The sequence below is a fragment of the Nocardia vaccinii NBRC 15922 genome (genome assembly GCF_001613305.1).
Lineage (GTDB): Bacteria > Actinomycetota > Actinomycetes > Mycobacteriales > Mycobacteriaceae > Nocardia > Nocardia vaccinii.
The window spans coordinates 138,412-162,091 of the sequence record NZ_BDCC01000037.1 but is presented as its reverse complement, the minus strand read 5'-3'; the positions used below and the strand labels follow the sequence as shown (position 1 = coordinate 162,091).

General features: G+C 67.7%; 22 protein-coding genes. 17 read left to right on the top strand and 5 right to left on the bottom strand.

Going from position 1 to position 23,680, the window contains the following annotated elements; translation table 11 throughout:
- Positions 1–66: 66 nt before the first annotated feature.
- From dop to NV1_RS24835, 13 genes are all read left to right on the top strand, one after another.
- Positions 67–1,566 carry a depupylase/deamidase Dop gene (gene dop, locus NV1_RS24895; protein WP_067895943.1) on the top strand — a complete coding sequence of 500 codons (1,500 nt, stop codon included), beginning with the start codon at positions 67–69 and terminating at the stop codon, positions 1,564–1,566.
- 176 nt (positions 1,567–1,742) lie between these two features.
- Positions 1,743–1,937: a ubiquitin-like protein Pup gene (locus NV1_RS24890; RefSeq protein WP_040823079.1), complete on the top strand. Its 195-nt coding sequence runs from the start codon at positions 1,743–1,745 to the stop codon at positions 1,935–1,937.
- A gap of 14 nt (positions 1,938–1,951) precedes the next feature.
- Positions 1,952–2,791 carry a proteasome subunit beta gene (prcB, locus tag NV1_RS24885; protein ID WP_067895940.1) on the top strand — a complete coding sequence of 280 codons (840 nt, stop codon included), beginning with the start codon at positions 1,952–1,954 and terminating at the stop codon, positions 2,789–2,791.
- Positions 2,792–2,864: 73 nt separating this feature from the next.
- Positions 2,865–3,656, top strand: a complete 792-nt coding sequence (prcA, locus tag NV1_RS24880; RefSeq protein ID WP_067895932.1) for a proteasome subunit alpha — start codon at positions 2,865–2,867, stop codon at positions 3,654–3,656.
- Positions 3,657–3,840: 184 nt separating this feature from the next.
- Positions 3,841–5,199: a Pup--protein ligase gene (pafA, locus tag NV1_RS24875; RefSeq protein WP_218008796.1), complete on the top strand. Its 1,359-nt coding sequence runs from the start codon at positions 3,841–3,843 to the stop codon at positions 5,197–5,199.
- 313 nt (positions 5,200–5,512) lie between these two features.
- Positions 5,513–6,508, top strand: a complete 996-nt coding sequence (locus NV1_RS24870; protein ID WP_084525741.1) for a helix-turn-helix transcriptional regulator — start codon at positions 5,513–5,515, stop codon at positions 6,506–6,508.
- A complete protein-coding gene (locus NV1_RS24865) occupies positions 6,505–7,533 on the top strand; it encodes a helix-turn-helix transcriptional regulator (protein ID WP_245713900.1) in 1,029 nt (342 codons plus the stop codon). Before NV1_RS24870 ends, NV1_RS24865 begins: the two co-directional genes overlap by 4 nt.
- Positions 7,530–8,585: a 2-dehydropantoate 2-reductase gene (locus tag NV1_RS24860; protein WP_067895930.1), complete on the top strand. Its 1,056-nt coding sequence runs from the start codon at positions 7,530–7,532 to the stop codon at positions 8,583–8,585. Before NV1_RS24865 ends, NV1_RS24860 begins: the two co-directional genes overlap by 4 nt.
- A gap of 62 nt (positions 8,586–8,647) precedes the next feature.
- On the top strand, positions 8,648–8,914 hold the full coding sequence (gene tatA / locus NV1_RS24855; protein WP_067895928.1) for a Sec-independent protein translocase subunit TatA: 267 nt from the start codon (positions 8,648–8,650) through the stop codon (positions 8,912–8,914).
- 105 nt (positions 8,915–9,019) lie between these two features.
- Positions 9,020–10,009: a twin-arginine translocase subunit TatC gene (tatC, locus tag NV1_RS24850; RefSeq protein ID WP_067895924.1), complete on the top strand. Its 990-nt coding sequence runs from the start codon at positions 9,020–9,022 to the stop codon at positions 10,007–10,009.
- A gap of 3 nt (positions 10,010–10,012) precedes the next feature.
- Positions 10,013–12,706, top strand: a complete 2,694-nt coding sequence (locus NV1_RS24845; protein WP_067895921.1) for a DEAD/DEAH box helicase — start codon at positions 10,013–10,015, stop codon at positions 12,704–12,706.
- Positions 12,707–12,891: 185 nt separating this feature from the next.
- Positions 12,892–13,611, top strand: coding sequence for a DUF4333 domain-containing protein (locus NV1_RS24840; RefSeq protein ID WP_067895917.1), 720 nt, complete (start codon positions 12,892–12,894; stop codon positions 13,609–13,611).
- Between the two features lie 285 nt (positions 13,612–13,896).
- Positions 13,897–14,688 carry an IS5 family transposase gene (locus NV1_RS24835; protein WP_067896077.1) on the top strand — a complete coding sequence of 264 codons (792 nt, stop codon included), beginning with the start codon at positions 13,897–13,899 and terminating at the stop codon, positions 14,686–14,688.
- A gap of 610 nt (positions 14,689–15,298) precedes the next feature.
- Here the strand turns inward: NV1_RS24835 and NV1_RS24830 are convergent.
- Positions 15,299–16,267, bottom strand: a complete 969-nt coding sequence (locus NV1_RS24830; protein ID WP_067895915.1) for a 5'-3' exonuclease — start codon at positions 16,265–16,267, stop codon at positions 15,299–15,301.
- 98 nt (positions 16,268–16,365) lie between these two features.
- On the opposite strand from NV1_RS24830, the gene NV1_RS24825 reads away from it, so the two are divergent.
- Entirely contained in the window at positions 16,366–17,493 is a 1,128-nt protein-coding gene (locus NV1_RS24825) for a M24 family metallopeptidase (RefSeq protein WP_067895911.1), read from the top strand.
- A 4-nt stretch (positions 17,494–17,497) separates the two neighbouring features.
- On the opposite strand, the gene NV1_RS24820 is transcribed toward NV1_RS24825, so the two are convergent.
- Complete coding sequence (locus NV1_RS24820) at positions 17,498–17,905, bottom strand: PPOX class F420-dependent oxidoreductase (protein ID WP_067895908.1); 408 nt, start codon at positions 17,903–17,905, stop codon at positions 17,498–17,500.
- A 101-nt stretch (positions 17,906–18,006) separates the two neighbouring features.
- Between NV1_RS24820 and dprE2 the strand changes: the two genes are divergently transcribed.
- From dprE2 to NV1_RS24805, 3 genes are read left to right on the top strand one after another with little or no spacing between them, the layout of a single operon-like run.
- Complete coding sequence (dprE2, locus tag NV1_RS24815) at positions 18,007–18,768, top strand: decaprenylphospho-beta-D-erythro-pentofuranosid-2-ulose 2-reductase (RefSeq protein WP_157117336.1); 762 nt, start codon at positions 18,007–18,009, stop codon at positions 18,766–18,768.
- The gene (cbiE, locus tag NV1_RS24810; protein WP_245713899.1) at positions 18,765–20,018 is read left to right on the top strand and encodes a precorrin-6y C5,15-methyltransferase (decarboxylating) subunit CbiE; all 1,254 of its coding nucleotides are present in this window, start codon (positions 18,765–18,767) and stop codon (positions 20,016–20,018) included. Before dprE2 ends, cbiE begins: the two co-directional genes overlap by 4 nt.
- A complete protein-coding gene (locus tag NV1_RS24805) occupies positions 20,011–20,781 on the top strand; it encodes a cobalt-precorrin-6A reductase (RefSeq protein ID WP_067895905.1) in 771 nt (256 codons plus the stop codon). The genes cbiE and NV1_RS24805 overlap by 8 nt, the downstream gene beginning before the upstream one ends.
- On the opposite strand, the gene NV1_RS24800 is transcribed toward NV1_RS24805, so the two are convergent.
- The 3 genes from NV1_RS24800 to NV1_RS24790 form a co-directional block, all read right to left on the bottom strand.
- Positions 20,778–21,332 (bottom strand): PadR family transcriptional regulator, encoded by a 555-nt coding sequence (locus NV1_RS24800; RefSeq protein ID WP_067895901.1) that lies wholly within the window; start codon positions 21,330–21,332, stop codon positions 20,778–20,780. The genes NV1_RS24805 and NV1_RS24800 overlap by 4 nt on opposite strands.
- 69 nt (positions 21,333–21,401) lie before the next feature.
- Complete coding sequence (locus NV1_RS24795) at positions 21,402–22,982, bottom strand: precorrin-2 C(20)-methyltransferase (protein WP_067895898.1); 1,581 nt, start codon at positions 22,980–22,982, stop codon at positions 21,402–21,404.
- Positions 22,979–23,614, bottom strand: coding sequence for a precorrin-8X methylmutase (locus NV1_RS24790; RefSeq protein WP_067895895.1), 636 nt, complete (start codon positions 23,612–23,614; stop codon positions 22,979–22,981). The genes NV1_RS24795 and NV1_RS24790 overlap by 4 nt, the downstream gene beginning before the upstream one ends.
- Positions 23,615–23,680 lie beyond the last annotated feature (66 nt).

The following is a 23,680-nucleotide window of genomic DNA, read 5'->3' as shown; positions in this document are numbered from 1 at the left end:
GGTCGCGCCCCGTCTCGCGCACCGCCCGTCCGGGTGACGGCGCGCGACGCGGTTACGATTCAACTCATGCAGCGCATTATCGGAATCGAGGTCGAGTACGGGATCTCCACGCCCACCGAACCCTCGGCCAACCCGATTCTCACCTCCACACAGGCGGTGCTGGCGTACGCCGCCGCCGAAGGCGTGCCACGGGCCAAGCGCACCCGATGGGATTACGAGGTGGAATCGCCGCTGCGCGACGCTCGTGGTTTCGATCTGGGCCGCCTCAACGGACCCGCCCCCGTGATCGACGCCGACGAGGTCGGCGCGGCGAACATGATTCTCACCAACGGGGCCCGGCTCTACGTCGACCACGCACACCCCGAATACTCCGCACCCGAGGTCACCGACCCGCTGGACGCGGTGATCTGGGACAAGGCCGGTGAGCGGGTGATGGAGGCCGCAGCGCGCTACGCCTCGAGCGTGCCGGGCGCGGCCCCGATGCAGTTGTACAAGAACAACGTCGACGGCAAGGGCGCCTCCTACGGCACCCACGAGAACTATCTGATGAGCCGCGACACCCCGTTCAACCAGATCATCGTCGGCCTCACCCCGTTCTTCGCCTCGCGCCAGGTGATCTGTGGATCGGGCCGGGTCGGCATCGGCCAATCGGGCGATACGGCCGGATTCCAGCTGTCCCAGCGCGCGGATTACATCGAGGTCGAGGTCGGTCTGGAGACAACGCTCAAGCGCGGCATCATCAACACTCGCGACGAACCGCACGCCGACGCGGACAAGTACCGCCGCCTGCACGTCATCATCGGTGACGCCAATCTCGCCGAATGGTCCACCTACCTGAAGGTCGGCACTACGGCCCTGGTGCTGGACCTGATCGAGGCGGGGGAGGATCTGACCGATCTGCAACTCGCGCGTCCGGTGACCGCCGTGCACACGATCAGCCACGATCCGACCCTGCGCGCGACGGTCGCGCTGTCCGACGGTCGTGAGCTGACCGGCCTTGCGCTGCAACGGATCTACCTCGATCGGGTGGGCAAGTACCACAGTCGTGAGGGCACCGACGACGCCCGCGTCACCGATCTGCTGGAGAAGTGGGCGCACGTACTGGATCTGCTCGAGCGCGATCCGATGGAATGTGCCGACCTGCTCGACTGGCCGGCCAAGCTGCGCCTGCTCGAGGGCATCCGCAATCGCGAGGGTTTGGGCTGGGCCGCGCCGAAACTGCATCTGGTCGATCTGCAGTACTCCGACGTGCGCCTGGACAAGGGGCTGTACAACCGCCTGGTGGCCCGCGGTTCGATGCAGCGACTGGTCACCGAGCAGCAGGTGCTCGACGCGATGACCAAGCCGCCCACCGATACCCGCGCCTATTTCCGCGGTGAATGTCTGCGCCGGTTCGGCGGCGACATCGCGGCGGCCAGCTGGGATTCGGTGATCTTCGACCTGGGCGGCGATTCGCTGGTGCGCATCCCCACCCTCGAGCCCCGGCGCGGCACCAAGTCGCATGTCGGCAAGCTGCTGGACGGTGTGCACACCGCGGCCGAACTGGTGGAACAGCTGACCACATAGCCGTCGCCGAAGCGGCCGAATCGCCATCCCACCGGGTGCGATACCGGACTGCTGCGACGTTGCGGCGGGGGCACATTGCGGTGTAATCCGGCATGTTGTCGGCGCCGCTGGGTAGTGTTGAGGGACGAGCATCGGAGTATCCGGTGCTCGCCGATGATCAGAGGAGGTCGGCTGCTATGGCACAAGAGCAGACCAGGCGCGCCGGTGGCGGCGACGAGGACGACGACGCTGCCGGCGTCGATGCCGCGGGGCAGGAGCGCCGCGAAAAACTGGCGGAGGACACCGACGACCTGCTCGACGAGATCGACGACGTACTCGAGGAGAACGCGGAAGACTTCGTGCGCGCATATGTTCAGAAGGGCGGCCAGTGACATCAGGTGACCCCATGCGGCTCCACACGGGGTACGCGCTGTCGTCGTTCACCGAACATCTGCGCCAGTCAGCTCCGGAACTGTTGCCCGCCAACAGATTCGGCAACACCGGTGACGCCGCCCCCAACGGGGCGGCGTCGCAGGATCTGGCCCCGCACGGCACAACCGTGGTCGCGATCACATATCGCGGCGGTGCGCTGATCGCGGGCGATCGTCGCGCGACCCAGGGCAATCTGCTGGCCAGTCGCGATATGGAGAAGGTGTACATCACCGACACCTATTCCGCGGCCGGCATCGCGGGCACGGTGGGCGTGGCAGTCGAGATGATCCGGCTGTTCGCGGTGGAGTTGGAGCATTACGAGAAGATCGAGGGCGTCTCGCTGACCTTCGACGGTAAGGCCAACAAACTCTCCAGAATGGTGCGCGACAATCTGCCCGCCGCACTGCAGGGGATGGCCGCGGTACCGATCCTGGCGGGATACGACCAAGAGGCCAGCGATCTGGACAATGCCGGTCGCATCGTGTCCTACGACGTGGTCGGCGGCCGTACCGAGGAACGATTCGGCTATGCGGCGACCGGATCCGGCTCCATGTTCGCCAAATCCTCGCTGAAGAAGACCTACAGTCGCGGTCTCGATGCCGAGCAGGCCCTGCGGATCGGGGTGCAGTCGTTGATCGACGCGTCCGACGACGACACCGCTACCGGCGGCCCGGACCTGCTGCGCGGCATCTACCCCACGGCGGTCCTGATCGACGCCGAGGGCGCGGTGGAGGTTCCGGAGGAGCGGTTGGCGGAGATCGCGCGGTCGCTGGCCGATGAGCGCGAGGCGGAAGAAGGGGGTGCCCCCGCATGAACGGTCAGCGGCCGGAGGCGGCAGCGGAGCGTAACCGCGTAGGCCGCCCGGGCATGCGGAAAGGAATTGCAGCATGACACTGCCGTACTACGCGTCGGCCGAACAGATCATGCGCGACAAGACCGAACTTGCGCGCAAGGGAATCGCACGGGGACGCAGTGTCGTGGCGTTGGTGTACGACAAAGGTGTGTTGTTCGTCGCGGAGAATCCGTCGGCGACGTTGAACAAGATCAGTGAGCTGTACGACCGGATCGGGTTCGCCGCGGTCGGCAAGTACAACGAGTTCGAGAGCCTGCGTCGTGGCGGTATCCTGCAGGCCGATCTGCGCGGCTACCAGTACGACCGGCGCGACGTCACCGGTCGGGCCCTGGCCAATGTGTACGCCTCGACGCTGGGCACGATCTTCACCGATCAGCTCAAACCGTACGAGGTGGAGATCTGCATCGGCGAGGTCGGCCATCCCGAGCAGGCCCAGAATTCGGTGCTATACCGGATCAACTTCGACGGTTCCATCGTCGACGAGCGTGAATATGTGGTGATGGGCGGCAACACCGATCCCATCGCGACCGCGCTGAAGGAGACCTACCGGTCGGGGCTGGATCTGAGCAGCGCGCTCGAGACCGCTGTGCAGGCGCTGCAGAAGGCCGTTCCCGAGGGGGCTGACAAGGAGAAGCGGACGTTGGGCGTAGGCTCACTCGAGGTGGCTACGCTCGAGCAGTCGCGGCCGCGCCGTGCGTTCCGGCGCATCACGCCTACCGCTCTGCAGACCTTGCTGGCGGGTACGACCGGTAGCGATTCGGCTGAGAAATCCGAGGATTCGGATGAGCCGCAGACACCGTCGGCAGGAGATCCGTCGAACTCGTAGCAGCCGCGTAATCCGGTGTGCCCGGGCCCCTTACACTCGTGGAGCACGAGTGTAAGGGGCCTTGCCTAAGTGCGGGCCGGGATCGCGATTTCGGCCCCGCACCCGTGAAATCGTTGTGAAGACGTATGCAACCACTTGCTCGCACAGCCACTTTCGGGGTTGCGTTGGTTGTACTGTCGATGGTGTGCAGCGACGAATCATGGGGATCGAGACCGAGTTCGGGGTGACGTGTACGTTCCACGGCCACCGTCGGTTGAGCCCTGACGAGGTGGCCCGGTATCTGTTCCGCCGGGTGGTTTCCTGGGGCCGTAGCTCGAACGTATTTCTCCGCAACGGTGCCCGGCTCTACCTCGATGTCGGATCCCATCCGGAGTATGCGACGGCCGAATGCGACAGCCTGGTGCAGTTGGTCACCCACGACCGTGCGGGTGAGCGAGTGCTCGAGGAGTTGCTGATCGATGCTGAGCAGCGCTTGGCGGAGGAGGGTATCGGCGGCGATATCTACCTGTTCAAGAACAACACCGACTCCGCGGGCAACTCCTACGGCTGCCACGAGAACTTCCTGGTCGTGCGCGCCGGTGAATTCTCCCGGATCTCCGATGTGCTGCTGCCGTTCCTGGTGACGCGCCAGCTCATCTGCGGCGCGGGCAAGATCCTGCAGACGCCAAAGGCGGCGACGTTCTGCCTGTCCCAGCGCGCCGAGCACATCTGGGAGGGTGTTTCCTCGGCGACCACGCGTTCGCGGCCGATCATCAACACCCGCGACGAGCCGCACGCCGACGCCGAGAAGTACCGACGTCTGCACGTGATCGTCGGCGATTCGAACATGTCCGAGACCACCACGATGCTCAAGGTGGGCACCGCCTCGCTGGTGCTCGAGATGATCGAGGCGGGCGTTTCGTTCCGGGACTTCGCCCTGGACAATCCGATCAGGGCGATCCGTGAGGTATCGCACGACCTGACCGGGCGGCGTCAGGTGCGCCTGGCGGGCGGGCGGCAGGCCAGCGCCCTGGACATTCAACGCGAGTACTACGCCCGCGCCGTGGAACACCTGCGCAACCGCGAGCGGGATCCGCAGGTGGACGCGGTCGTGGACCTGTGGGGTCGCACCCTCGACGCGGTCGAGGCGCAGGACTTCGCGAAGGTCGATACCGAGATCGACTGGGTGATCAAGCGCAAGCTGTTCCAGCGCTATCAGGACCGGTACAACATGGACCTGTCCGATCCCAAGATCGCCCAGTTGGATCTGGCGTATCACGACATCAAGCGTGGTCGCGGCGTCTTCGATCTCCTGCAGCGCAAGGGTCTGGCCAAGCGGGTCACCGAGGACGACGCGGTCGACGCGGCCGTCACGACCCCGCCGCAGACCACCCGCGCCAAGCTGCGCGGCGATTTCATCACCGCCGCTCAGGAGGCGGGTCGCGACTTCACCGTCGACTGGGTGCACCTGAAGCTGAACGACCAGGCCCAGCGCACCGTGTTGTGCAAGGATCCATTCCGTTCAGTGGACGAACGAGTGGATCGCCTGATCGCGTCGATGTGATCGGCTGGTCGGTGAGGGCGGGCTTTGCGTTTGGTGTTGTGCAAGGCTGCGTCGATGCCGTTCAGTGGACGAACGAGTGGATCGCCTGATCGCGTCGTGACGGTCGGTTGTGCTGCGGATCGGCCGGTATCGCGCTGTCGGCGGTCGTGAGCGGCGAGAGGGATCGCCGGATACCGTTGGCGTGCCCGATCCCGGCGTGCGGTAGCGCGCCGGGTGAGTTCACCAGAAGTTCGCTGCTGGCGAAAGGGTGCGTGTCGCGAAAATTGCCGTACCAGCGCGCATCGATGCGGCGAGTCGCATTATTCTTGTCCGAGTGGCGATATCCAAGGTCGAGCGGTTGATGAATCTGGTTATCGCGCTGCTCTCGACCAGGCAGTTCTTGAGCGCCGAACGGATCCGCGACAGCGTGGCGGGCTATGAGGACTCGGCCAGTGACGAGGCGTTCAGCCGGATGTTCGAGCGCGACAAGAACGAGTTGCGCGATCTCGGCATTCCCCTGGAGGTCGGGCCGATCGGCCGGTACACCAGCCAGGAGGGGTACCGGATCAATCGTGACGCCTACGAACTTCCCGATATCGATCTGACCAGCCAGGAGGCCGCAGCCGTAGCCGTGGCGGTGCAGTTGTGGGATTCTCCCGAGCTGGCCGCCGCGGCAGAGGGGGCCGTGCTGAAACTACGAGCGGCCGGGATCCACGTCGAGCCCGAGGCGGCACTGGCCTCGGTGCCGCCCGTACCCGCCCGCACGCGCGGGTCGGAGGCGGCGCTGGGCAAGCTGTTGGCCGCGATCGACGCCGGCCGCGCGGTCCGGTTCGAGCATCGCAACTCGCACAATTCGCCCTATCTGATGCGTGATGTGGAGCCGTGGGGCGTGGTCACCCACCACGGACGGTGGTATCTGGTCGGGCACGATCGCATCCGCGACGCGGTGCGTACCTTCCGCCTCTCCCGGATCGGCGAGGACATCACCGCATACGGCCCGGAGAACGCGGTGCGCAAACCCGAGGGTGTGGATCTGCGCGCGATGGTCGCCCGGGTGACCGGCGCGGCCCCCGTGACCGGAACCGCGACGGTGTGGGTGGCCGACGGCCGCGGCCAGGAGGTTCGCCGTCTCGGCGCGGTCGTGGAGGATCGCGAGGTCGCCGGCCGCGCGGGCGCGGTGGTGGAGGTTCCGGTGCGGTCGCGCGATTGGCTGGCCCGGCTGATCACCGGACTCGGTCCGGACGCGTTGGTTCTGGCGCCGCCGCAGTTGCGTGAGGACGTCGTGGAGCGGTTGCGTTCGGTGCTCGACCACACAGAGGTTCCGGCATGACACTCAAGAGCACCCGCATGAGCAGTAGCCGACTGTCCACGCGGTTGTCCCGGCTGCTGAACATGGTCCCGTATTTCCTGGCCAACCCGGGGATCAGCGCCGCGGAGGCCGCCGAGGACCTGGGCGTGACGACCAAACAGCTGATGAACGACCTCAATCAGCTCTGGATGTGCGGCCTGCCCGGGTACGGGCCGGGTGATCTGATCGACCTGTCCTTCTCCGAGGAGAGTGTCGAGGTCACCTTTTCCGCGGGAATCGACCGCCCGTTGCGGTTGACCTCCACCGAGGCGACCGCGCTGCTGGTGGCATTGCGGTCGATCGCCGATCTGCCGGGCATGGTGGATCCGACGGCCGCGCACGCGGCGCTGGCGAAGATCGAGGCGGCCATCGCGGGGTCCGGCACCTCGGCGGGGACGGAATCGGTTGCGCCCCTCGAGGCTCCGGCGGTGACGACGGTGCGTTCGGCGCTGGCGGCGAAGCGCGCGCTGCGGCTGGTCTACTACTCCGCGAGCCGGGACGAGGTCTCCGAGCGTGTGGTCGATCCTATTCGAATCGTGCTGGTGGACAACAACTCCTATCTGCAGGCCTGGTCCCGCCGGGCCGAGGGGGTGCGGCTGTTCCGATTCGACCGGATCGAGGAGGCCGCCGAACTCGACGAACCGGCCCGTCCGCCCAGCCATGCCACCGACGAGGCCGCCGCACTGGACCTGTTCTCCGAGGACGCGGCGGTTCCGTTGGCGCACTTACGGATTCGCGCCGACCACGGCTGGGTACTGGATCAGTACCCGATGCAGCGCACCGCGCTGCTGCCGGACGGCCACGTCGAGGCCACGATGCGTTTCGCGACCCTGGACTGGATGGCGCGACTGCTGCTGGGCTTCGGCTCCGGGGTGACGGTACTGGGGCCGGCCGAACTGGTCACGGCCGTGCGGGAGCGATCGAGTGCCGCCCTGGAGGCCTATACCGCACTGGCCGAGGACCCGGGCTACGGCGACACCCTGATCGAGGAGGTAGGCCCCGCGTGACATTTCGAGTGACGGTGCTCGGCGCCGGCAGTATCGGAATATTCGTGGGCGGGAAGCTTGCGGCGGCCGGCGCCGATGTCACCTTCGTGGGTCGTCCGCGCCTGCTCGACGAGATCGCCGAGAAGGGACTGTGCCTCACCGATCTGGACGGCGGCGCCGACCGGGTGGCGCCGGGCGCCTTCGCCGTGGCCACCGAACCCACCTCGGCCGCGACCGCGGACCTGATCCTGGTCACGGTCAAGTCGCCGCAGACGGCGGTCTCCGCCGAACAACTCGTGGGCCGGGTACGCCCGGACACGGTGCTGCTGAGCCTGCAGAACGGCATCGGCAACGACACGGTGATCGAGGACATCCTGCCCTCGTGCGTGGTGTTGGCCGGAATGGTGATGTTCAACGTCGTGCACCGCGACGGCGGATGCTTCCATCGCGGCACAGCCGGTGGCCTGGCGGTCGCCGACGACCCCGCGCTGGATCGGTTCGCGCCGCTGTTCGCTCGTGCGGGCCTGCCGCTGGAGCGTCATGCGGATCTGTTGCCGGTGCAGTGGGCCAAACTGCTGTTGAACCTGAACAACCCGATCAACGCCCTGTCCGGCCGGCCGCTGCGCGCCGAACTCGGTCAGCGCGACTATCGGCGCTGTCTGGCGCTCGCGCAGGCCGAGGCGCTGGCGGTGATGCACCGCGCGCAGATCCGCCCGGCGCGGCTGACGTTGCTGTCGCCGCGGGCGATGGTGCGGTTGCTGACGGTGCCCGACCTGCTGTTCAGCCGATTCGCCGGACGGGTGGTCGCGGTGGATCCGCATGCCCGTTCCTCGATGGCGGACGATCTGGAACTGGGACGCAAGACCGAGATCGCCTGGTTGTCCGGGGAGATCGTGAGCCTGGGGCGGATGGTCGGCATGCCGACCCCGGTCAACGCCTGTCTGGTCGAACTGATCGGTGCGGCCGAGCGGGGTGATCCGCGCCGGTGGACTGCCCGGGATCTGCTGGCGCGTTTGCGTTCGGCGAAACGCGATGCGGCCGAAGACCCCGCCCGTCCATCGCCCCCCGCCTGACGGGCGTTATCGTTCTTCCTGGTCCGGTAACATCGGATCTACCACAGTTTTGGAGGTAATCGATGGGTACATTCGGCCCGACACACTGGATCATCATCGCGGTCCTGGTGCTGGTGCTGTTCGGTGCCAGGCGGCTGCCCGACGCGGCTCGTGGCCTCGGACGTTCGTTGCGCATCTTCAAGAGCGAGATGAGCGAGATGCAGTCCGAGAGTTCGCAGCCTGCGCAGCAGCAGCCCGCTCCCGCGCCGGCCCCGCAGGAGTTGCCCACTTCGCAGCCGGTCCAGCCCGCTCCGCAGGCCCAGCCGAATCCGGAAGTGCACAAGGCTTAGCCGAGAGGTCGGCTCTGCCCGCGCCGAACCGGGATATACCGGATCACGGCGTTGGGCGAGTCGCTCAGGTCCGGCGTCCGGCGAGCAGCGAGGCTTTCAGAATCCATGCGCATTCCGTTCGACCCCCGGCACAGCCGACGTAGAACGAATCCCGACGGCACGATGTCGTTGGTCGAACATCTCGAGGAGTTGCGCTCGCGGCTGCTCAAGGCGCTGCTGGCCGTCGGCCTCACCACCGTGCTGGGCTTCCTGTGGTACCAGTACGGATTCCTCGGCGTGCACAGTCTGGGCGATATTCTGCGCGGACCCTACTGTTCGCTGCCCGCCTCGTCCCGGGCGAATCTGAGCGTCGACGGCGCCTGCCGGCTGCTGGCGACCGCGCCGTTCGAGCAGTTCATGCTCCGGTTCAAGGTCGGCTTGACCGCGGGAATCGTGCTGGCCAGCCCGGTGTGGCTGTATCAGATCTGGGGGTTCGTCACCCCCGGCCTGTACGCCAAGGAACGCAAGTACGCCATCGGTTTCGTGACCTCCGGAGCGCTGCTGTTCGTGGTCGGCGCGCTGCTGGCGTACTGGGTGGTCGCCCACGCGCTGCGGTTCCTGATGTCGATCGGCAACAACGTCCAGATCACCGCGTTGAGCGGTACCCAGTATTTCGGGTTCATCATCAAACTGCTGATCATCTTCGGCGTCAGTTTCGAGACGCCGCTGCTGATCGTCGGGCTCAACGCCATCGGTGTGCTCACCTACGAGCGGCTCAAGAAGTGGCGGCGCGGAATGGTCTTCGGACTGTTCGTCTTCGCCGCCATCGTCACACCCCAGGACCCGTTTTCCATGCTGGCACTGGCCTGCGCGCTGACCGTCCTGTTCGAGGTCGCGGTGCAGGTGTCCCGGATCAACGACAAGCGGCGTGCGCGGCTGCGGGAGGACTGGAGCGGGCTGTCCGACGACCAGGCATCTCCGCTCACCGGAACCGACGCGGTCGGGCAGGTGGAGCCGGTGGGCCCGGCGCAGCCGATCGATCCGGCGGCGACGATCCTGCCCGGCGCCTCGGAGAAAACACCGCGCCCAGTGTCGGACTACTCCGATACGCTCTGAGGAGTGGCACAACGGTCGCCGATCGGCGAACTCGCGGCATTCGCCGCTGAACTGACATTCACGCTCGACCCGTTCCAGCAGCAGGCGTGCGAGGCGCTGCAGGACGGACACAGCGTGCTCGTATGTGCGCCCACCGGGGCCGGTAAGACCGTCGTCGGTGAGTTCGCGGTCCATCTGGCCCGGGCCGCGGGTGGCAAGTGTTTCTATACGACTCCGATCAAAGCGTTGTCGAATCAGAAGTACGCCGATCTGGTGGAGCGTTACGGCCGAGGTCAGGTGGGTCTGCTCACCGGCGATCAGTCGCTGCATCCGGACGCGCCGGTGGTGGTGATGACCACCGAGGTGCTGCGGAACATGCTGTACGCGAGCTCGGACGCGTTGCAGGGTTTGTCGTACGTCGTCATGGACGAGGTGCACTACCTGGCCGACCGCTTCCGCGGGGCGGTGTGGGAGGAGGTCATCCTGCATCTGCCGCCGGACGTCCGGCTGGTGAGCCTGTCCGCGACGGTGAGCAATGCCGAGGAGTTCGGCGCCTGGATGGAGACCGTGCGCGGGGATACCGCGGTCATCGTGGACGAGACCCGGCCGGTGCCGCTGTGGCAGCACGTGCTGGTCGGGCGGCGGATGTTCGATCTGTTCGACCAGAAGTCCAGTGATCAGAAGATCGTCGTCGACGAGGATCTGGTGCGGTACATCAAGCACCGCGAGGAAGCCGACCGGATGAACGGCTGGAGCGGCCCGCGGCACCGCGGCGGCCCGCGTCGCGACTTCCGCCCGGTGCACCGCCCGGAGATGCTGGCGCGGCTGGACGAGGAGGGGTTGCTCCCGGCGATCACGTTCATCTTCTCCCGCGCGGGCTGCGACGGCGCGCTCGCGCAGTGCCTGCGTTCCCGGCTGGATCTGAGCCGCGAGGACGACCACGAGCGCATCGCGGAGATCATCGACGCGCATACCGGCGATCTGCCGCGCGCGGACCTCGAGGTGCTCGGGTACTGGGAGTGGCGCGAGGGGCTGTTCCGCGGCCTGGCCGCGCACCACGCCGGTATGCTGCCCGCCTTCCGGCACACCGTGGAGGAGTTGTTCGTCAACGGCCTGGTTCGGGCCGTATTCGCCACGGAGACATTGGCTTTGGGTATCAACATGCCCGCACGCACGGTGGTCTTGGAGCGGCTGGTCAAATTCAACGGCGAATCGCACGCCGAGCTGACGCCGGGGGAGTACACGCAGCTCACGGGGCGGGCCGGGCGGCGCGGCATCGACGTCGAGGGACACGCGGTGGTGGTGTGGCACCCCGACGTGGACACCAGTGCCGTCGCGGGTCTGGCGTCGACCCGCACCTATCCGCTGCGCAGCTCGTTCCGCCCCGGATACAACATGTCGATCAACCTCATCGACCGGATGGGCGCCAAGGAATCCCGGGCGCTGCTGGAACGCTCGTTCGCGCAGTTCCAGGCGGACCGCTCGGTGGTCGGTCTGGTGCGCGGGATCGAGCGCAACGAAGGCCAGATGCGCAAACTGCGGTCGCAGATCGATCACGACGGATTCCTGGAATACATGTCGCTGCGGGAACGCATCTCCCAGCGCGAGCGCGATATCGAGCGGCAGGGTCGCGCCGATCGTCGCGGCGCAGCGGTGGCGGCGCTGACCTCGCTGCGACGCGGTGACGTGGTGGCCATCCCGAGCGGGCGACGGCAGGGGCTGGCGGTGATCCTGGAACCCGATCAGTCCCCGGGTGATCCGCGTCCGCTCGTGCTCACCGAGGACAAGTGGGCCGGGCGCATCTCCGCGGCCGACTTCCCGACGCCCGCGCAGCCGCTGGGCCGGATGCGGCTGCCGCGGCACGTCGACCACCGCACCGCCCGCACCCGTCGCGACCTCGCCTCGGCCCTGCGCAGCACCGGTATCACCCCGCCCGGACGGCAGCGTCGCGGTACCAAGGCCAAGGGTGGCGAGGATCGGGAGCTGGCCACCTTGCGACGCGCGCTGCGCTCGCATCCGGCGCATTCGCGGCCGGACCGGGAGCAGTTGGCGCGCGTCGGCGAGCGCTACAACCGCGTGCAACGCGAGACCGAGGCGATGCGCCAGAAAGTCTCCGCGGCGACGAATTCGTTGGCCCGCACCTTCGATCGCATCGTGGAACTGCTCACCGATCGCGGCTACGTGGACGAGGCGGGAGAGGTCACCGCCGACGGCCGTCGGCTCGCGCGCATCTACACCGAGGCCGACCTGGTCGTCGCCGAATGCTTGCGGCAGGGTGTCTGGCGCGGTCTCGGACCGGCCGAACTGGCCGCGGTGGTGTCGATGCTGGTATACGAATCACGCCAGGACACAGGCTATTTGGGCCCGGCAGGGCCGACGGCCCCGATCCGGCGCGCGGTCGCGGCGACCATGGCCGTCTGGAGTGATCTGCGCACCGACGAGGCCCAGCACAAGCTGACCCCGACCCGGGAACCGGACCTGGGATTCGTCACGGGGCTGCACAAGTGGGCCCGTGGCGACGGACTGGCCGAATCCCTGCTGGCCAGCGGCGATCAGGGCAATGCGCTCTCGGCCGGTGATTTCGTGCGCTGGTGCCGTCAGGTGATCGATCTGCTCGACCAGATCCACAACACCGCCGACGATGTGGAAGTGGCGGGAACGGCGGCCAAAGCGGTCCGTGCCATCCGTCGCGGTGTGGTTGCGGTCGACTCGGCGTGAGCGGCGGGAAGTGTGGGAATGATCGACAGGACCTGCCGCTGCGGTGCGCACGCGATCAGACACAGCCAATGCGAACAGACTGCGCTCGACTGTGATTTGATGCTTGCGAGTACCGACCGTGGTGAGCGACTGACGACCTCACGCGGGGGGCAAGCGTGTGTAGGACGACGAGTGGAGGCAGGCAGATGAGCGGCCCGTACGGACCGAACGATACCCCTGGTCCAGGGGAGGGACACAGTAGCGATCCGACTCAGCAGTGGACCGGTCAGCAGCCCGCCGACCCGACGCAGCAATGGGGTGGTCAGCAACCGGCCGGTCAGCAGCAGTGGAGTCAGTCCGGGCAGGCATCCTGGCCGGCGCAGGCCACCGGCAACGCCGACCCGACGCAGCAGCAGTGGGGTGGTCAACAGCCCGGTCAGCAGCAGTGGGGACAGGGCAGCGCGACGTCGTGGCCGCAGCAGCAGCCCGCGCAGCCGCAGCCGTGGGAGGCGACCCAGCAGCAGTGGGGTCAGCCGCCGCAGCAGCCGCAGCAGTGGAACCAGTCCGGCCAGTGGAATCAGGAGCAGCAGTCCTCGCTGCAGCCCACCGGTAAGAAGTCTCGTCGCGGCCTGATCATCGGCGGCGGGATCGGCGCGGTCGTCGTCATCGTGGTCGTCGTGGTGCTGGCCGTAGTCTTCCTCGGCAGCGACAAGCTGGACAACAGTGCCGTGCAGTCCGGTGTGCAGAAGGTGCTCAAGGATTCCTACGGTATCGACGACGTACAGAACGTCAGCTGCCCGTCCGGGCAGAAGGTGGAGGTCGGCAAGACGTTCACCTGTTCACTCAAGGTGGGCGGTGAACAGAAGAGCGTGACGATCAAGGTCACGAAGTCCGACGGCACCTACGAGGTCGGCCGCCCGAATTAGCTGGGTTCTTGGCCTCCGCTTCGCTGCGGTGGGGTTTTCGGCTGCATTTTTGGCCTCCGCTTCGCTGCGGCGGGGTTTTCGGCGCTGTAAGAGAGCATCTGAGAACTCGGTATGTGGTCGGCGTGTGATGCCTGATATGTAGAGGGACTCCCGGTACGACTGGGGGTTACCACACCATCCTGTCGTAACCCGAGAGTCCCTGTGTCAGTGTCGCTTACCTGCTCGTGTTCGTCGTGCCCGGCCCACGGCACGTCGCCGAAGTGCCGGTTCTACCCGTCCTCATCGCTGACCGATCGGCAGTGGGCGCTACTGCGGCCGCTGCTACCGCCGCCGGGCAACACCGCAGGCCAGGGCGGGCGCCCGGAGAAATGGCCCCGCCGGCTGGTGCTGGACGCGATCTTCTACCTGATACGCGGCGGGATCGCCTGGGCACAGTTACCCCACGACTTTCCACCCGCGAAAACCGTCTACGACATCTACCGGCGGTGGACGAAATCCGGTGCATGGCAACGCATCCACGACATGCTGCGGGACCGGGCACGGGTGCGAGCCGGACGGGCGGCGCAGCCCAGGGCCGCAGTGATCGACTCGCAGACCGTCCGCGGCGCCGACACCGCGGCCAGGGCCACGACCGGCTACGACGCGGGCAAGAAGATCAAGGGCCGCAAACGCCACATCGCCACCGACACCAGCGGGCTACTGCTGGCGGTCGTAGTGACCGCCGCCTCGATCCAGGACCGCGACGCCGCGCACCGGCTGCTGACCGCGCTGCGAGCTCGCTTCGCCACCGTCTCGCTGGTGTTCGCCGACGGCGGCTACGCCGGGCGACTGCTTGTATGGGCGAAATCCGTTCTGGCACTGACCGTTCAGATCGTCAAACGCGTCGACACAGCAACCGGGTTTGAGGTCCTGCCCCGCCGGTGGGTCGTCGAACGCAGCTTCGGATGGCTGGCCAAACACCGGCGAACCGTCCGAGACTACGAGACCCGCCCCGATCACCACGAAGCCATCGTCTACATCGCCGCCATTCACGCCCTCACCCGGCGACTGGCCCGCGACAGCGGGCCAGCAGATTGAGTTCTCAGATGCTCTCTAAGGCTCGTCGTTCAGCCCTCGAGACTCGGCCTTCGGCCATGCGCTTCGAGGGCTGAACGACGAGCCGCGCCGAAAACCTTGGGGTTGGCGTTGTTGAGCCTTCGCTTCGCGGGCGATTTCCGGCGGGACCGAGACGCTTCGCCGCTGGGTGCGTTTCCTTTCGCCTCGCTTCGCTTCGGCGAGTTTTCGGCGCAGGCTTGGGCAAAAACCCCTGGGGGTGGGCGTGTTTCCTGGTCTGACTGCTTGGGGGTGCGGTTTTCATCTCTACCGGGGAAGTTGCGGACTGCCGGATTGTGTTGAAAAGCGTTGGGGTGCCGGCATCTGCGTGACGGGTTGGGATTGCGGAGTTGCTACCCCGATGGCCCGCTGTGCAGGGCTATCGCTTTACGAGAGCGTCGTGGTCCGTCGAGTTTGTATCGGTGTTAACGACATGGCGCTGCGAAAAGAATTGTGCAGCATGACTTTTCGAGTCTTCCAGTGCATCATTTCGACGTAGAGGCGTTTTCGGGCTTACGGAAAGTGGCGTGGAATCGGTTGGCTCGCCGTGGATTCGGGGCCAGGGGCAGGTGACTGGCGCGTCAGGGCTCGACGCCTAGCGGGCGGCGTTGGTTTCGAGGGCGGTGATCAGGCGCTTGATGGGGCTTTCGGTGTTGTAGGTGGTGGCGAGGGTGCGGAGGCGGCCGGGATCTGCGGGGGTGGCAGGGAGGGTGTCGGGGCGGGAGAGGGTTACCTCGGCGTCGCGGACCACACGGACCACGGGGGCGGCGGCCTTCAGATAGTCCCCGGCGGCGGTCAATTTGTTGCGAATGCCCCGGGCCAGGTCGGAATCGGGGTCGGAGGCGGCGGCCACGAGAGCCTCCAGGGTGCCGAAGCGGGAGATCAGGGTGGCGGCGGATTTGTCGCCGATGCCCGCTACGCCGGGGAGACCGTCGGAGGCATCGCCGCGGAGAGTGGCCATATCCGCATAGGCGGGGCCCGCATTATCTTGTGGGACACCGTATTTCGCGGCGACCTCGGCGGGGCCGAACAGTTCGGCCTTGGCCAGGCCGCGACCTACGTAGAAGACCCGCACGGGGGGCTGCGGATCGTCGCGGACCAGCTGGAGCAGATCGCGGTCGCCGCTGACGACGACGACCTCGTCGGTGGACTCGCGGGTGGCCAGGGTTCCGATCACGTCGTCGGCCTCGAGGCCCTGCGCACCCGCGGTTGCGATACCCGCGGCCTCGAGTACCTCGAGGATCATGTCGACCTGCGGGGTGAGATTGTCCGGCACCTCCTCGGCGCCGGGATCCGCATCCACCGACTGGTCGAGGCGGTGGGCCTTGTACGACGGGATCAACTCGACCCGGAACTGCGGGCGCCAGTTCAGGTCCAGGCAAACCACCAGCCGCGTGGGGGAATGCCTGGTGATCAGTGCCGCCACCATGTCGGTGAATCCGCGCAGCGCGTTGACCGGCCGGCCGCCGGGCGCGGTGATCTTCTCCGGGATCGCGTAGAAGGCGCGGAACCACAGGCTGGCGCCGTCGAGCAGCAGCAGCGGACCGGGGGCGGGTGAGCTCATGGCTGCAGACGCTACCCGGTCGGTCCGACAATGCGGGCCGGGTGAGCGCCCCTGGTATCCCGCGTCGCGACTCGCCCGAACGCGTACCGTTGATCACCATGAGCGCGCATACGGAATCACGGTTCGAGGCCGAGGTGTACGGAAGCCGGTTGGAGCGGGCGGCGGAACTGGTACGCGCCGCACATCTGGACGCGTTGCTGATCACGCCGGGCCCGGATCTGGAGTATCTGATCGGGTCCCGCGCGCAGTCGTTCGAGCGGCTGACCTGTCTGTTGGTGCCCGCCAGCGGTGAGACGCCGTCGGTGGTCGTGCCGAAGCTGGAACTGGCCGGTCTGGCCGGTTCGGCGGCGGGCGCTCTCGGGCTGCGGATCATCGATTGGGTCGACGGGGTGAATCCGTACCGGACCGTCAAGTCGACGCTGAACGCCGGGGCGCGGGTCGCGGTCGCCGATGCCATGCCGGCACTGCACCTGCTGCCGATCGCGGATGCGCTCAACGCTCTGCCGGTTTCGGCCACGCCCGTGCTGCGGCAGTTGCGAATGCGCAAGGACGCCAGTGAGATCGACGCGCTGCGCCGTGCGGGCGCGGCGATCGATCGGGTGCACGCACGGGTCGGGGAGTGGTTGCGCGCGGGACGTACCGAGGCCGAGGTGGCCGCCGACATCCGGGCCGCGATCGTGCAGGAGGGGCATACCGAGGCCGCCTTCGTCATCGTCGGCAGCGGGCCGAACGGTGCGAGTCCGCATCACGAGGAGTCCGAGCGCACGATCGAATCCGGCGATGTGGTGGTCGTGGACATCGGCGGCCCGGTCGAGCCCGGGTACTACTCCGATTCCACCCGCACCTACGTCGTCGGCGAGCCGGCCCCGGAGATCGCCGAACGCGTCGCGGTGCTCGAACAGGCCCAGGCGGCGGCCGTCGCGGCCGTACGCCCCGGCGTGAGCGCCGAATCGATCGACGCCGCCGCGCGAAATGTGTTGGCGCAGGCGGGATTGGGTGATGCCTTCATCCACCGCACCGGACACGGCATCGGTCTTTCGGTCCACGAGGAGCCTTACATCGTCTCCGGTAACGACATCGTCCTCGAGCCCGGCATGGCCTTCAGCATCGAACCCGGCATCTACTTCCCGGGCGAATGGGGCGCTCGCATCGAGGACATCGTCATCGTCACCGAGGACGGCCGCGAATCGGTCAACCACCGCCCGCACGGGCTGACCGCCCTCTGAGAGGTCAGTCGCGCAGAGCCGTTCCGGTGAGCAGGCGAGTGGGGCGGATGGCGATGACGACGCGGGCGGGATTGATCCGCGGTACGCGGTAACGCTCGGCGTAGCGGCGTTCGCCCTCGGTGACCGCGTCCGGATCGGTGAGGATTTCGGCGGGCCCCTCGAGGGTGAGCCAGCGGGCGCCGTCGACCTGGCTGACCGCCGCATAACCGGTACGGCGGACGTTGCGGGCCTTCACCGTGTCGCCGGAGGTGATGATGCGGGCGATGCCGCTGTCCTGATCCCAGGTGAACCCGATCGGGACCATGTGCGGGGTGCCGTCCGCGCGGAGTGTGGTCAGGGTGGCCACATGCCGCTCGGCGACGAATCCGAGGGCGGCCGCGGACAGTGCGATACGTGCGCCGGTGCTGGTCATGGGTGTGACGCTAACAATCTGCACCGCGGCCCCCGCACCCGAGTGACCCGACCGCACCCACGTGTCCGATTCGGCGCGGTCGCGGTGGCAGACTATTCGTCATGGGTATGCGGGCACACGAGGTCGACGAGGGCGCGATCGTCCTGCTGGGCGGTCGCAGCGAGATCGGCCTCGAGATCGTGGAGCGGATGGCGCGCGGCCGAGTGGTGATCCTGGCCGCGCGGCGCAGCGCCGATCTGGCCGGTGAACGCGCGACGCTCGACCGGGCCGGCGCGACGGCGGTGCACACCGTGGAATTCGACGCCGACGATCTGCCCTCGCATCAGCCGCTGCTGGACAAGATCGCCGCCGAGCACGGCCGGATCGGCGTCGCTGTGCTGGCCTTCGGAGTGCTGGGCGATCAGGAACTCGCCGAACGGGACCCCGCCGCGGCGGTCGCGGTCCTGCAGACCGATTTCATCGCGCAGGTCAGCATTCTGACGACCCTGGCGGCCATGCTGCGCGCACAGGGGAGCGGACAGCTGGTGGTCTTCAGCTCCGTCGCCGGCTTCCGTGTCCGGCGCGCCAACTACGTGTACGGGTCGGGTAAGGCGGGTCTGGACGGATTCGCCACCGGATTGTCGGATGCGTTGCACGGCAGCGGAGTTCACCTGTTGCTGGTGCGTTCCGGCTTCGTCATCGGACGGATGACCGAGGGAATGGATCCGGCGCCCTTCTCGGTGCGGCCGGGCCAGGTCGCCGACACGGTCGTCGCCGGTCTGCGGACCCGCCGCGCGATCGCCTGGGCCCCGGCCATGATGCGCCCGCTCTACTTCGCCGTGCGCTTCCTGCCGCGATCGGTCTGGCGACGGTTGCCGCGATGAACGACGCACCGGGTCCGGGCATGGAGCCGTGGCCCGTCCGAACCCCGATCGCGGTGGTGGGTATCGGCGCGGACGGCTGGGACGGGCTCGGCGCGTCGGCGCGTGCGGCCGTCGAGCACGCCGATGTGGTGTTCGGTTCCAACCGGCAGCTGGCGATGATCCCGTCGGGCGGGCCCGATCGCCTGCCCTGGCCGTCGCCGCTGCTGCCCGCGCTCGCGAATCTACTTGCCGCACACCGCGACAGACATGTCTGTGTGCTCGCGAGCGGCGATCCGATGTTCTACGGCATCGGGGTGTCATTGGCGAAACTCCTCGGGCCACAGGCGCTTCGGGTGTTTCCGCAGCCGTCCTCGGCCGCGCTGGCCTGTGCCCGGCTCGGGTGGGGACTGGCGGAGATCGCGGTGGTCACGGCCGTGGGACGCCCGATCGAGACGGTATTGCCGGAGCTGGCCCACCGCCGCCGGATCCTGGTGCTGAGCGAAAATGAGCGCACCCCTGCAGAACTTGCGAAACTGCTGTCGGACAACGGTTTCGGGGCGTCACGGATGACGGTGCTCGAACAGCTCGGCGGTCCGGCCGAGCACATGGTCGAGGGCGTCGCGGGCGACTGGTCCGAACCGTCGGGCGATCGGCTCAACATCGTCGCCGTGGACTGCCTCGCCGATCCGGGCGCACCACGACTGACCAGGCTGCCCGGGCTGCCGGACGAGAGCTATGGCGGCGACGGCCAGCTCACCAAACGCGAGGTGCGCGCCCTGTCGCTCGCCGCGCTCGCGCCGTCTCCGGGCGAGCTGCTGTGGGATGTCGGGGGCGGCTCGGGCACCATCGCCATCGAATGGTGCCGGACCCATCCGGCCTGCCGCGCGATCACCTTCGAGCGATCCGGTGCGCGCCGCGGACAGATCGCAGCCAACGCGCTGGCCTTGGGTGTGCCGGGGATCACGGTCCTGGGCGAGGTGCTCGAGGAGCTGTCGGACGACGAATTCCCCACGCCCGACGCGGTATTCCTGGGCGGCGGGCTGACCCAGCCGGGCCTGTTCGAAAGTTGCTGGGTACGACTGCGTTCCGGCGGACGCATGGTCGTCAACGCGGTCACCGCCGAATCGGAGACGCTGTTGAGCACATGGGCCGCCGAATTCGGCGGCGCACTGAGCCGATTCCAGGTCTACCGTGCCGAACCGCTCGGCGGATTCACCGCCTGGCGCCCCCACCTGCCCATCACCCAGTGGGCGGTGGTGAAGGATGGGTGAGCACTCCGGTGGTCTCCGCGTCCTGATACTCGGCGGAACCCGGGAGGCTCGGAAACTGGCCGAAATGGTCAGCGGGGAAAGCGGTTTCCAAGTCGTGTCCTCCCTCGCGGGTCGGGTTCGCAGGCCCGTGCTGCCGGTCGGAGAGGTCCGGGTCGGTGGTTTCGGTGGTGTGGACGGGCTCCGGGACTGGATAAGCGACAACGAAATCCATGCGCTGATCGATGCCACCCATCCGTTCGCGGGCGTCATCTCGGCCCATGCGGCCGCTGCGGCCGCGGCGCTGGACCTGCCCGTGCTGCACGTACGGCGGCCGGGATGGCGGGAACGTCCCGGAGACCGGTGGATCCGGGTTCCCGACGTCGCGTCGGCAGTCGACACCGTCGCCGAGCTGGGGTCCCGGATATTCCTGACGATCGGCCGTCAAGAGGCCGGCGCGTTCGCGGGTCCGACCACCCGCTGGTTTCTGATCCGCTCGATCGATCCGCCCACCGCGCCGCTGCCGCCGAATCACGAATTACTGCTGGCGCGTGGGCCTTTCGCGGTCGAGGACGAGATTCGCCTGCTGACCGAACACCGAATCGACGTCCTTGTCACGAAGGACAGCGGCGGCGAGCTCACCGTGGCCAAACTACTCGCGGCACGAACGTGCGGGATACCCGTCGTCATGATCGATCGCCCGCCCTTGCCCGCGGGTGCGCGAGTCGCGGAATCGGTTGCCGCCGCGTGGGAATGGCTGCGCGCACTGTCGTGCGGCAGTGGCTAACCGGCAGGCGGACGGTCGTTGTCGGACCGCTCCAGCAACCCGGGCAGCCGATCGAACCACTCCAGCACCGCGCGTTCGTAGCCGATCCCGAAATCCAGTGTGGCCCTGTCACATCGGGATTGCGTCTCATCGATGCTCGCGAGGTATCGCGCGAGTCGTTCCTCGTGGATCGTGCGATTGGCGGCGATGATCCGGTTCAGCCGCTGCGGCTCGACGAATTCACCGAACGCCAGGGTCAGCAGCAGCGGTACCCGGATGGTCTCCGCGCCCGGATCGCGAGCGATCCACTGCGCGAAGGCCTCTCGACCGGCCTCGGTGATCCGGTACGGCGTGCGCTCGCGCACGCCTGTCTCGCCCTTCTCCACCAGGCCGATCCGGTCCATCGCGGCCAGTTCGCGGTACACCTGGCTCTGCGTGATCGTCCAGAAATCCCCGATCCGCTCCTGGGCGAGATTGACCAGATCCCATCCGGCCATCGCCCCCTCGTGCAGGAAACCCAGCAGCGAGGCCGCAGTGGAGTTCAGGCCTCGTTTCGGTTCACTCTCGGCCATCTAATGCGCACCCCTTCCACACATCAACGTTCCACATTGGAATATTAACGCTCGAATCGCGAGGTGCGTTCAGGGGGTGGCGTACCGCCGGGAGGTGAACACCCGCTGCCCGGCGGGAGTGTCGAATGCGGTGGTGGTGGAGGCTCCGATGATGAGCAATGTGCGCATATCCACCTCGGCGGGGTCGAGTTCGGACAGGCTGAGCACGCGAACCGACTCGGCCGGCCCGCCGACGTCGCGGCCCAGTACCACCGGTGTATCCGGTTTGCGGTGTTCCAACACCAGATCGCGCAGCGCCGCGACCTGCCAGGTGCGCTGCGACGAGGCCGGGTTGTACACCGCGATGGCCATATCTGCGGCGGCCACCGCGGAAACGCGCTGTGCCACCGTCTCCCACGGCTTGAGCCGGTCCGACAGCGAGATCATCGCGAAATCATGTCCCAGCGGCGCTCCCACCCGGCTCGCGACCGCACTCGCGGCGGTCATCCCGGGCAGCACGCGCACCGGAACGTCGCGCCACTGCGGATCGGCCGATTCCTCGATCACCGCCGCGGCCATGGCGAATACGCCCGGATCGCCGGAGGAGACCACCGCGACCCGCGCACCGTGCTTGGCCAGATCCAGTGCCATCGCGGCGCGTTCGGATTCGACCCGGTTGTCGCTGGCGTGGCGGCGCTGCCCCGGGCGGGTGGGCACCCGGTCGATATAGGTGGTGTAGCCGACCAGATCGGTCGCCTCGGACAGTGCGCGGGCGGCCTCCGGGCTGGTCCAGTCCGGTGATCCCGGGCCGAGACCGACGACCACGACCTCGCCGATCGCCGCGCGATCATCCTGCGGCGCTTCGGTTTCCGAAGCGCGGACGGTGCGCGTGGGTGCGGAATCCGCTGCGGTGAGCGCAATCTCGGTCGTGGGCGTCGGGCCCGGCACGACGGTGATGGCGAAGTAGGGCACCTCGGTGGCGTCCACCGCGCCCGCGCGCAGCACCCGCTGCCGCCCGGTACTGGCCCGCTCGACGTAGTATGCGTCGTCCAACCGGCCCGCATCCGAAAGTGCCTGCCGCACACCCGGATATGTGCGCCCCAACTTCATCACCACGGCCGCGTCCGCCTCGGTCAGTCGGCGGGTCAACTCCTCGGCGGGCAGGGTTCCGGGCAGCACGGTCAGCACCTGGTCGCCCTCCACCAGGGGAGTGCCCAGGGCGGCCGAGGCGGCGCTGACCGAGGTGATGCCCGGGACGATTTCCGCCTCGAACCGGTCGGCCAGGCGGCGGTGCATATGCATGTACGAGCTGTAGAACAGCGGATCTCCGGCGGCCAGCAGCGCTACCGAGCGCCCGGCCGCGAGATGGGCGGCGAGGGTGGCCGCGGCCTGTTCGTAGAACTCGTCGATGGCGCCCTGGTAGCCGCCCGGATGGTCGGTGGTCTCGGTGGTCACCGGGTAGACGAGGTGCTCCTCGAGCTGCCCGGGGCGCATATAGGGTGCGGCGATACCGCGAGAGATGCTGCGGCCGTGCCGAGCGCTGTGGAAGGCGATGACGTCGGCCTCGCCGATGATCCGCGCGGCCTTGACCGTGACCAGCTCCGGATCACCCGGACCCAGTCCGACGCCCCACAGCTTACCGCTCCGCTGTCCGCGGTCCTGATCGCTCATTCCTGTTCGCTCGCAATCGCATTGAGCGCCGCCGCGGTAATGGCGCTGCCGCCGCGCCGGCCCCGGACGGTCAGATAGTCCACACCGCCGAATTCGGTCAGAGCCTGTTTGGATTCCGCGGCGCCGACGAAGCCGACCGGGATGCCCAGCACCGCGGCGGGTTGCGGCGCGCCCGCGTCGAGCATGTCCAGCAGATGGAACAGCGCGGTCGGCGCATTGCCCACCGCGACCACCGCACCGTCCAGGCGGTCGCGCAGGAGTTCCAGCGCCGCAACCGATCTGGTATTGCCCATGGTTCGCGCCAAGTCCGGGACCCGGGGATCGCCGAGCAGACAGATCACCTCGTTGTCCGCGGGCAGGCGTTTGCGGGTCACCCCGGCGGCGACCATGTTGGCATCACACAGGATCGGAGCACCGGCTCGCAGCGCGGTGCGCGCACGGGAGACGACATGCTCGGTGTGGTCCACGTCGGCGGCCAGATCGACCTGTCCGCAGGCGTGGATCATGCGCACCACCACCTGCGCGACATCGGCCGGGAACCGAGTCAGATCGGCCTCGGCACGGATGGTCGCGAACGAGCGCCGATAGATCTCGGCCCCGTCGGTGAGGTAGCTGGTACGCACGTCGGACATGGCGTACACCCTAGTTGCCGGTCACGCGGGCGCCCGGACCGACTGTGCCGGTGAGCGCCCGGCGGG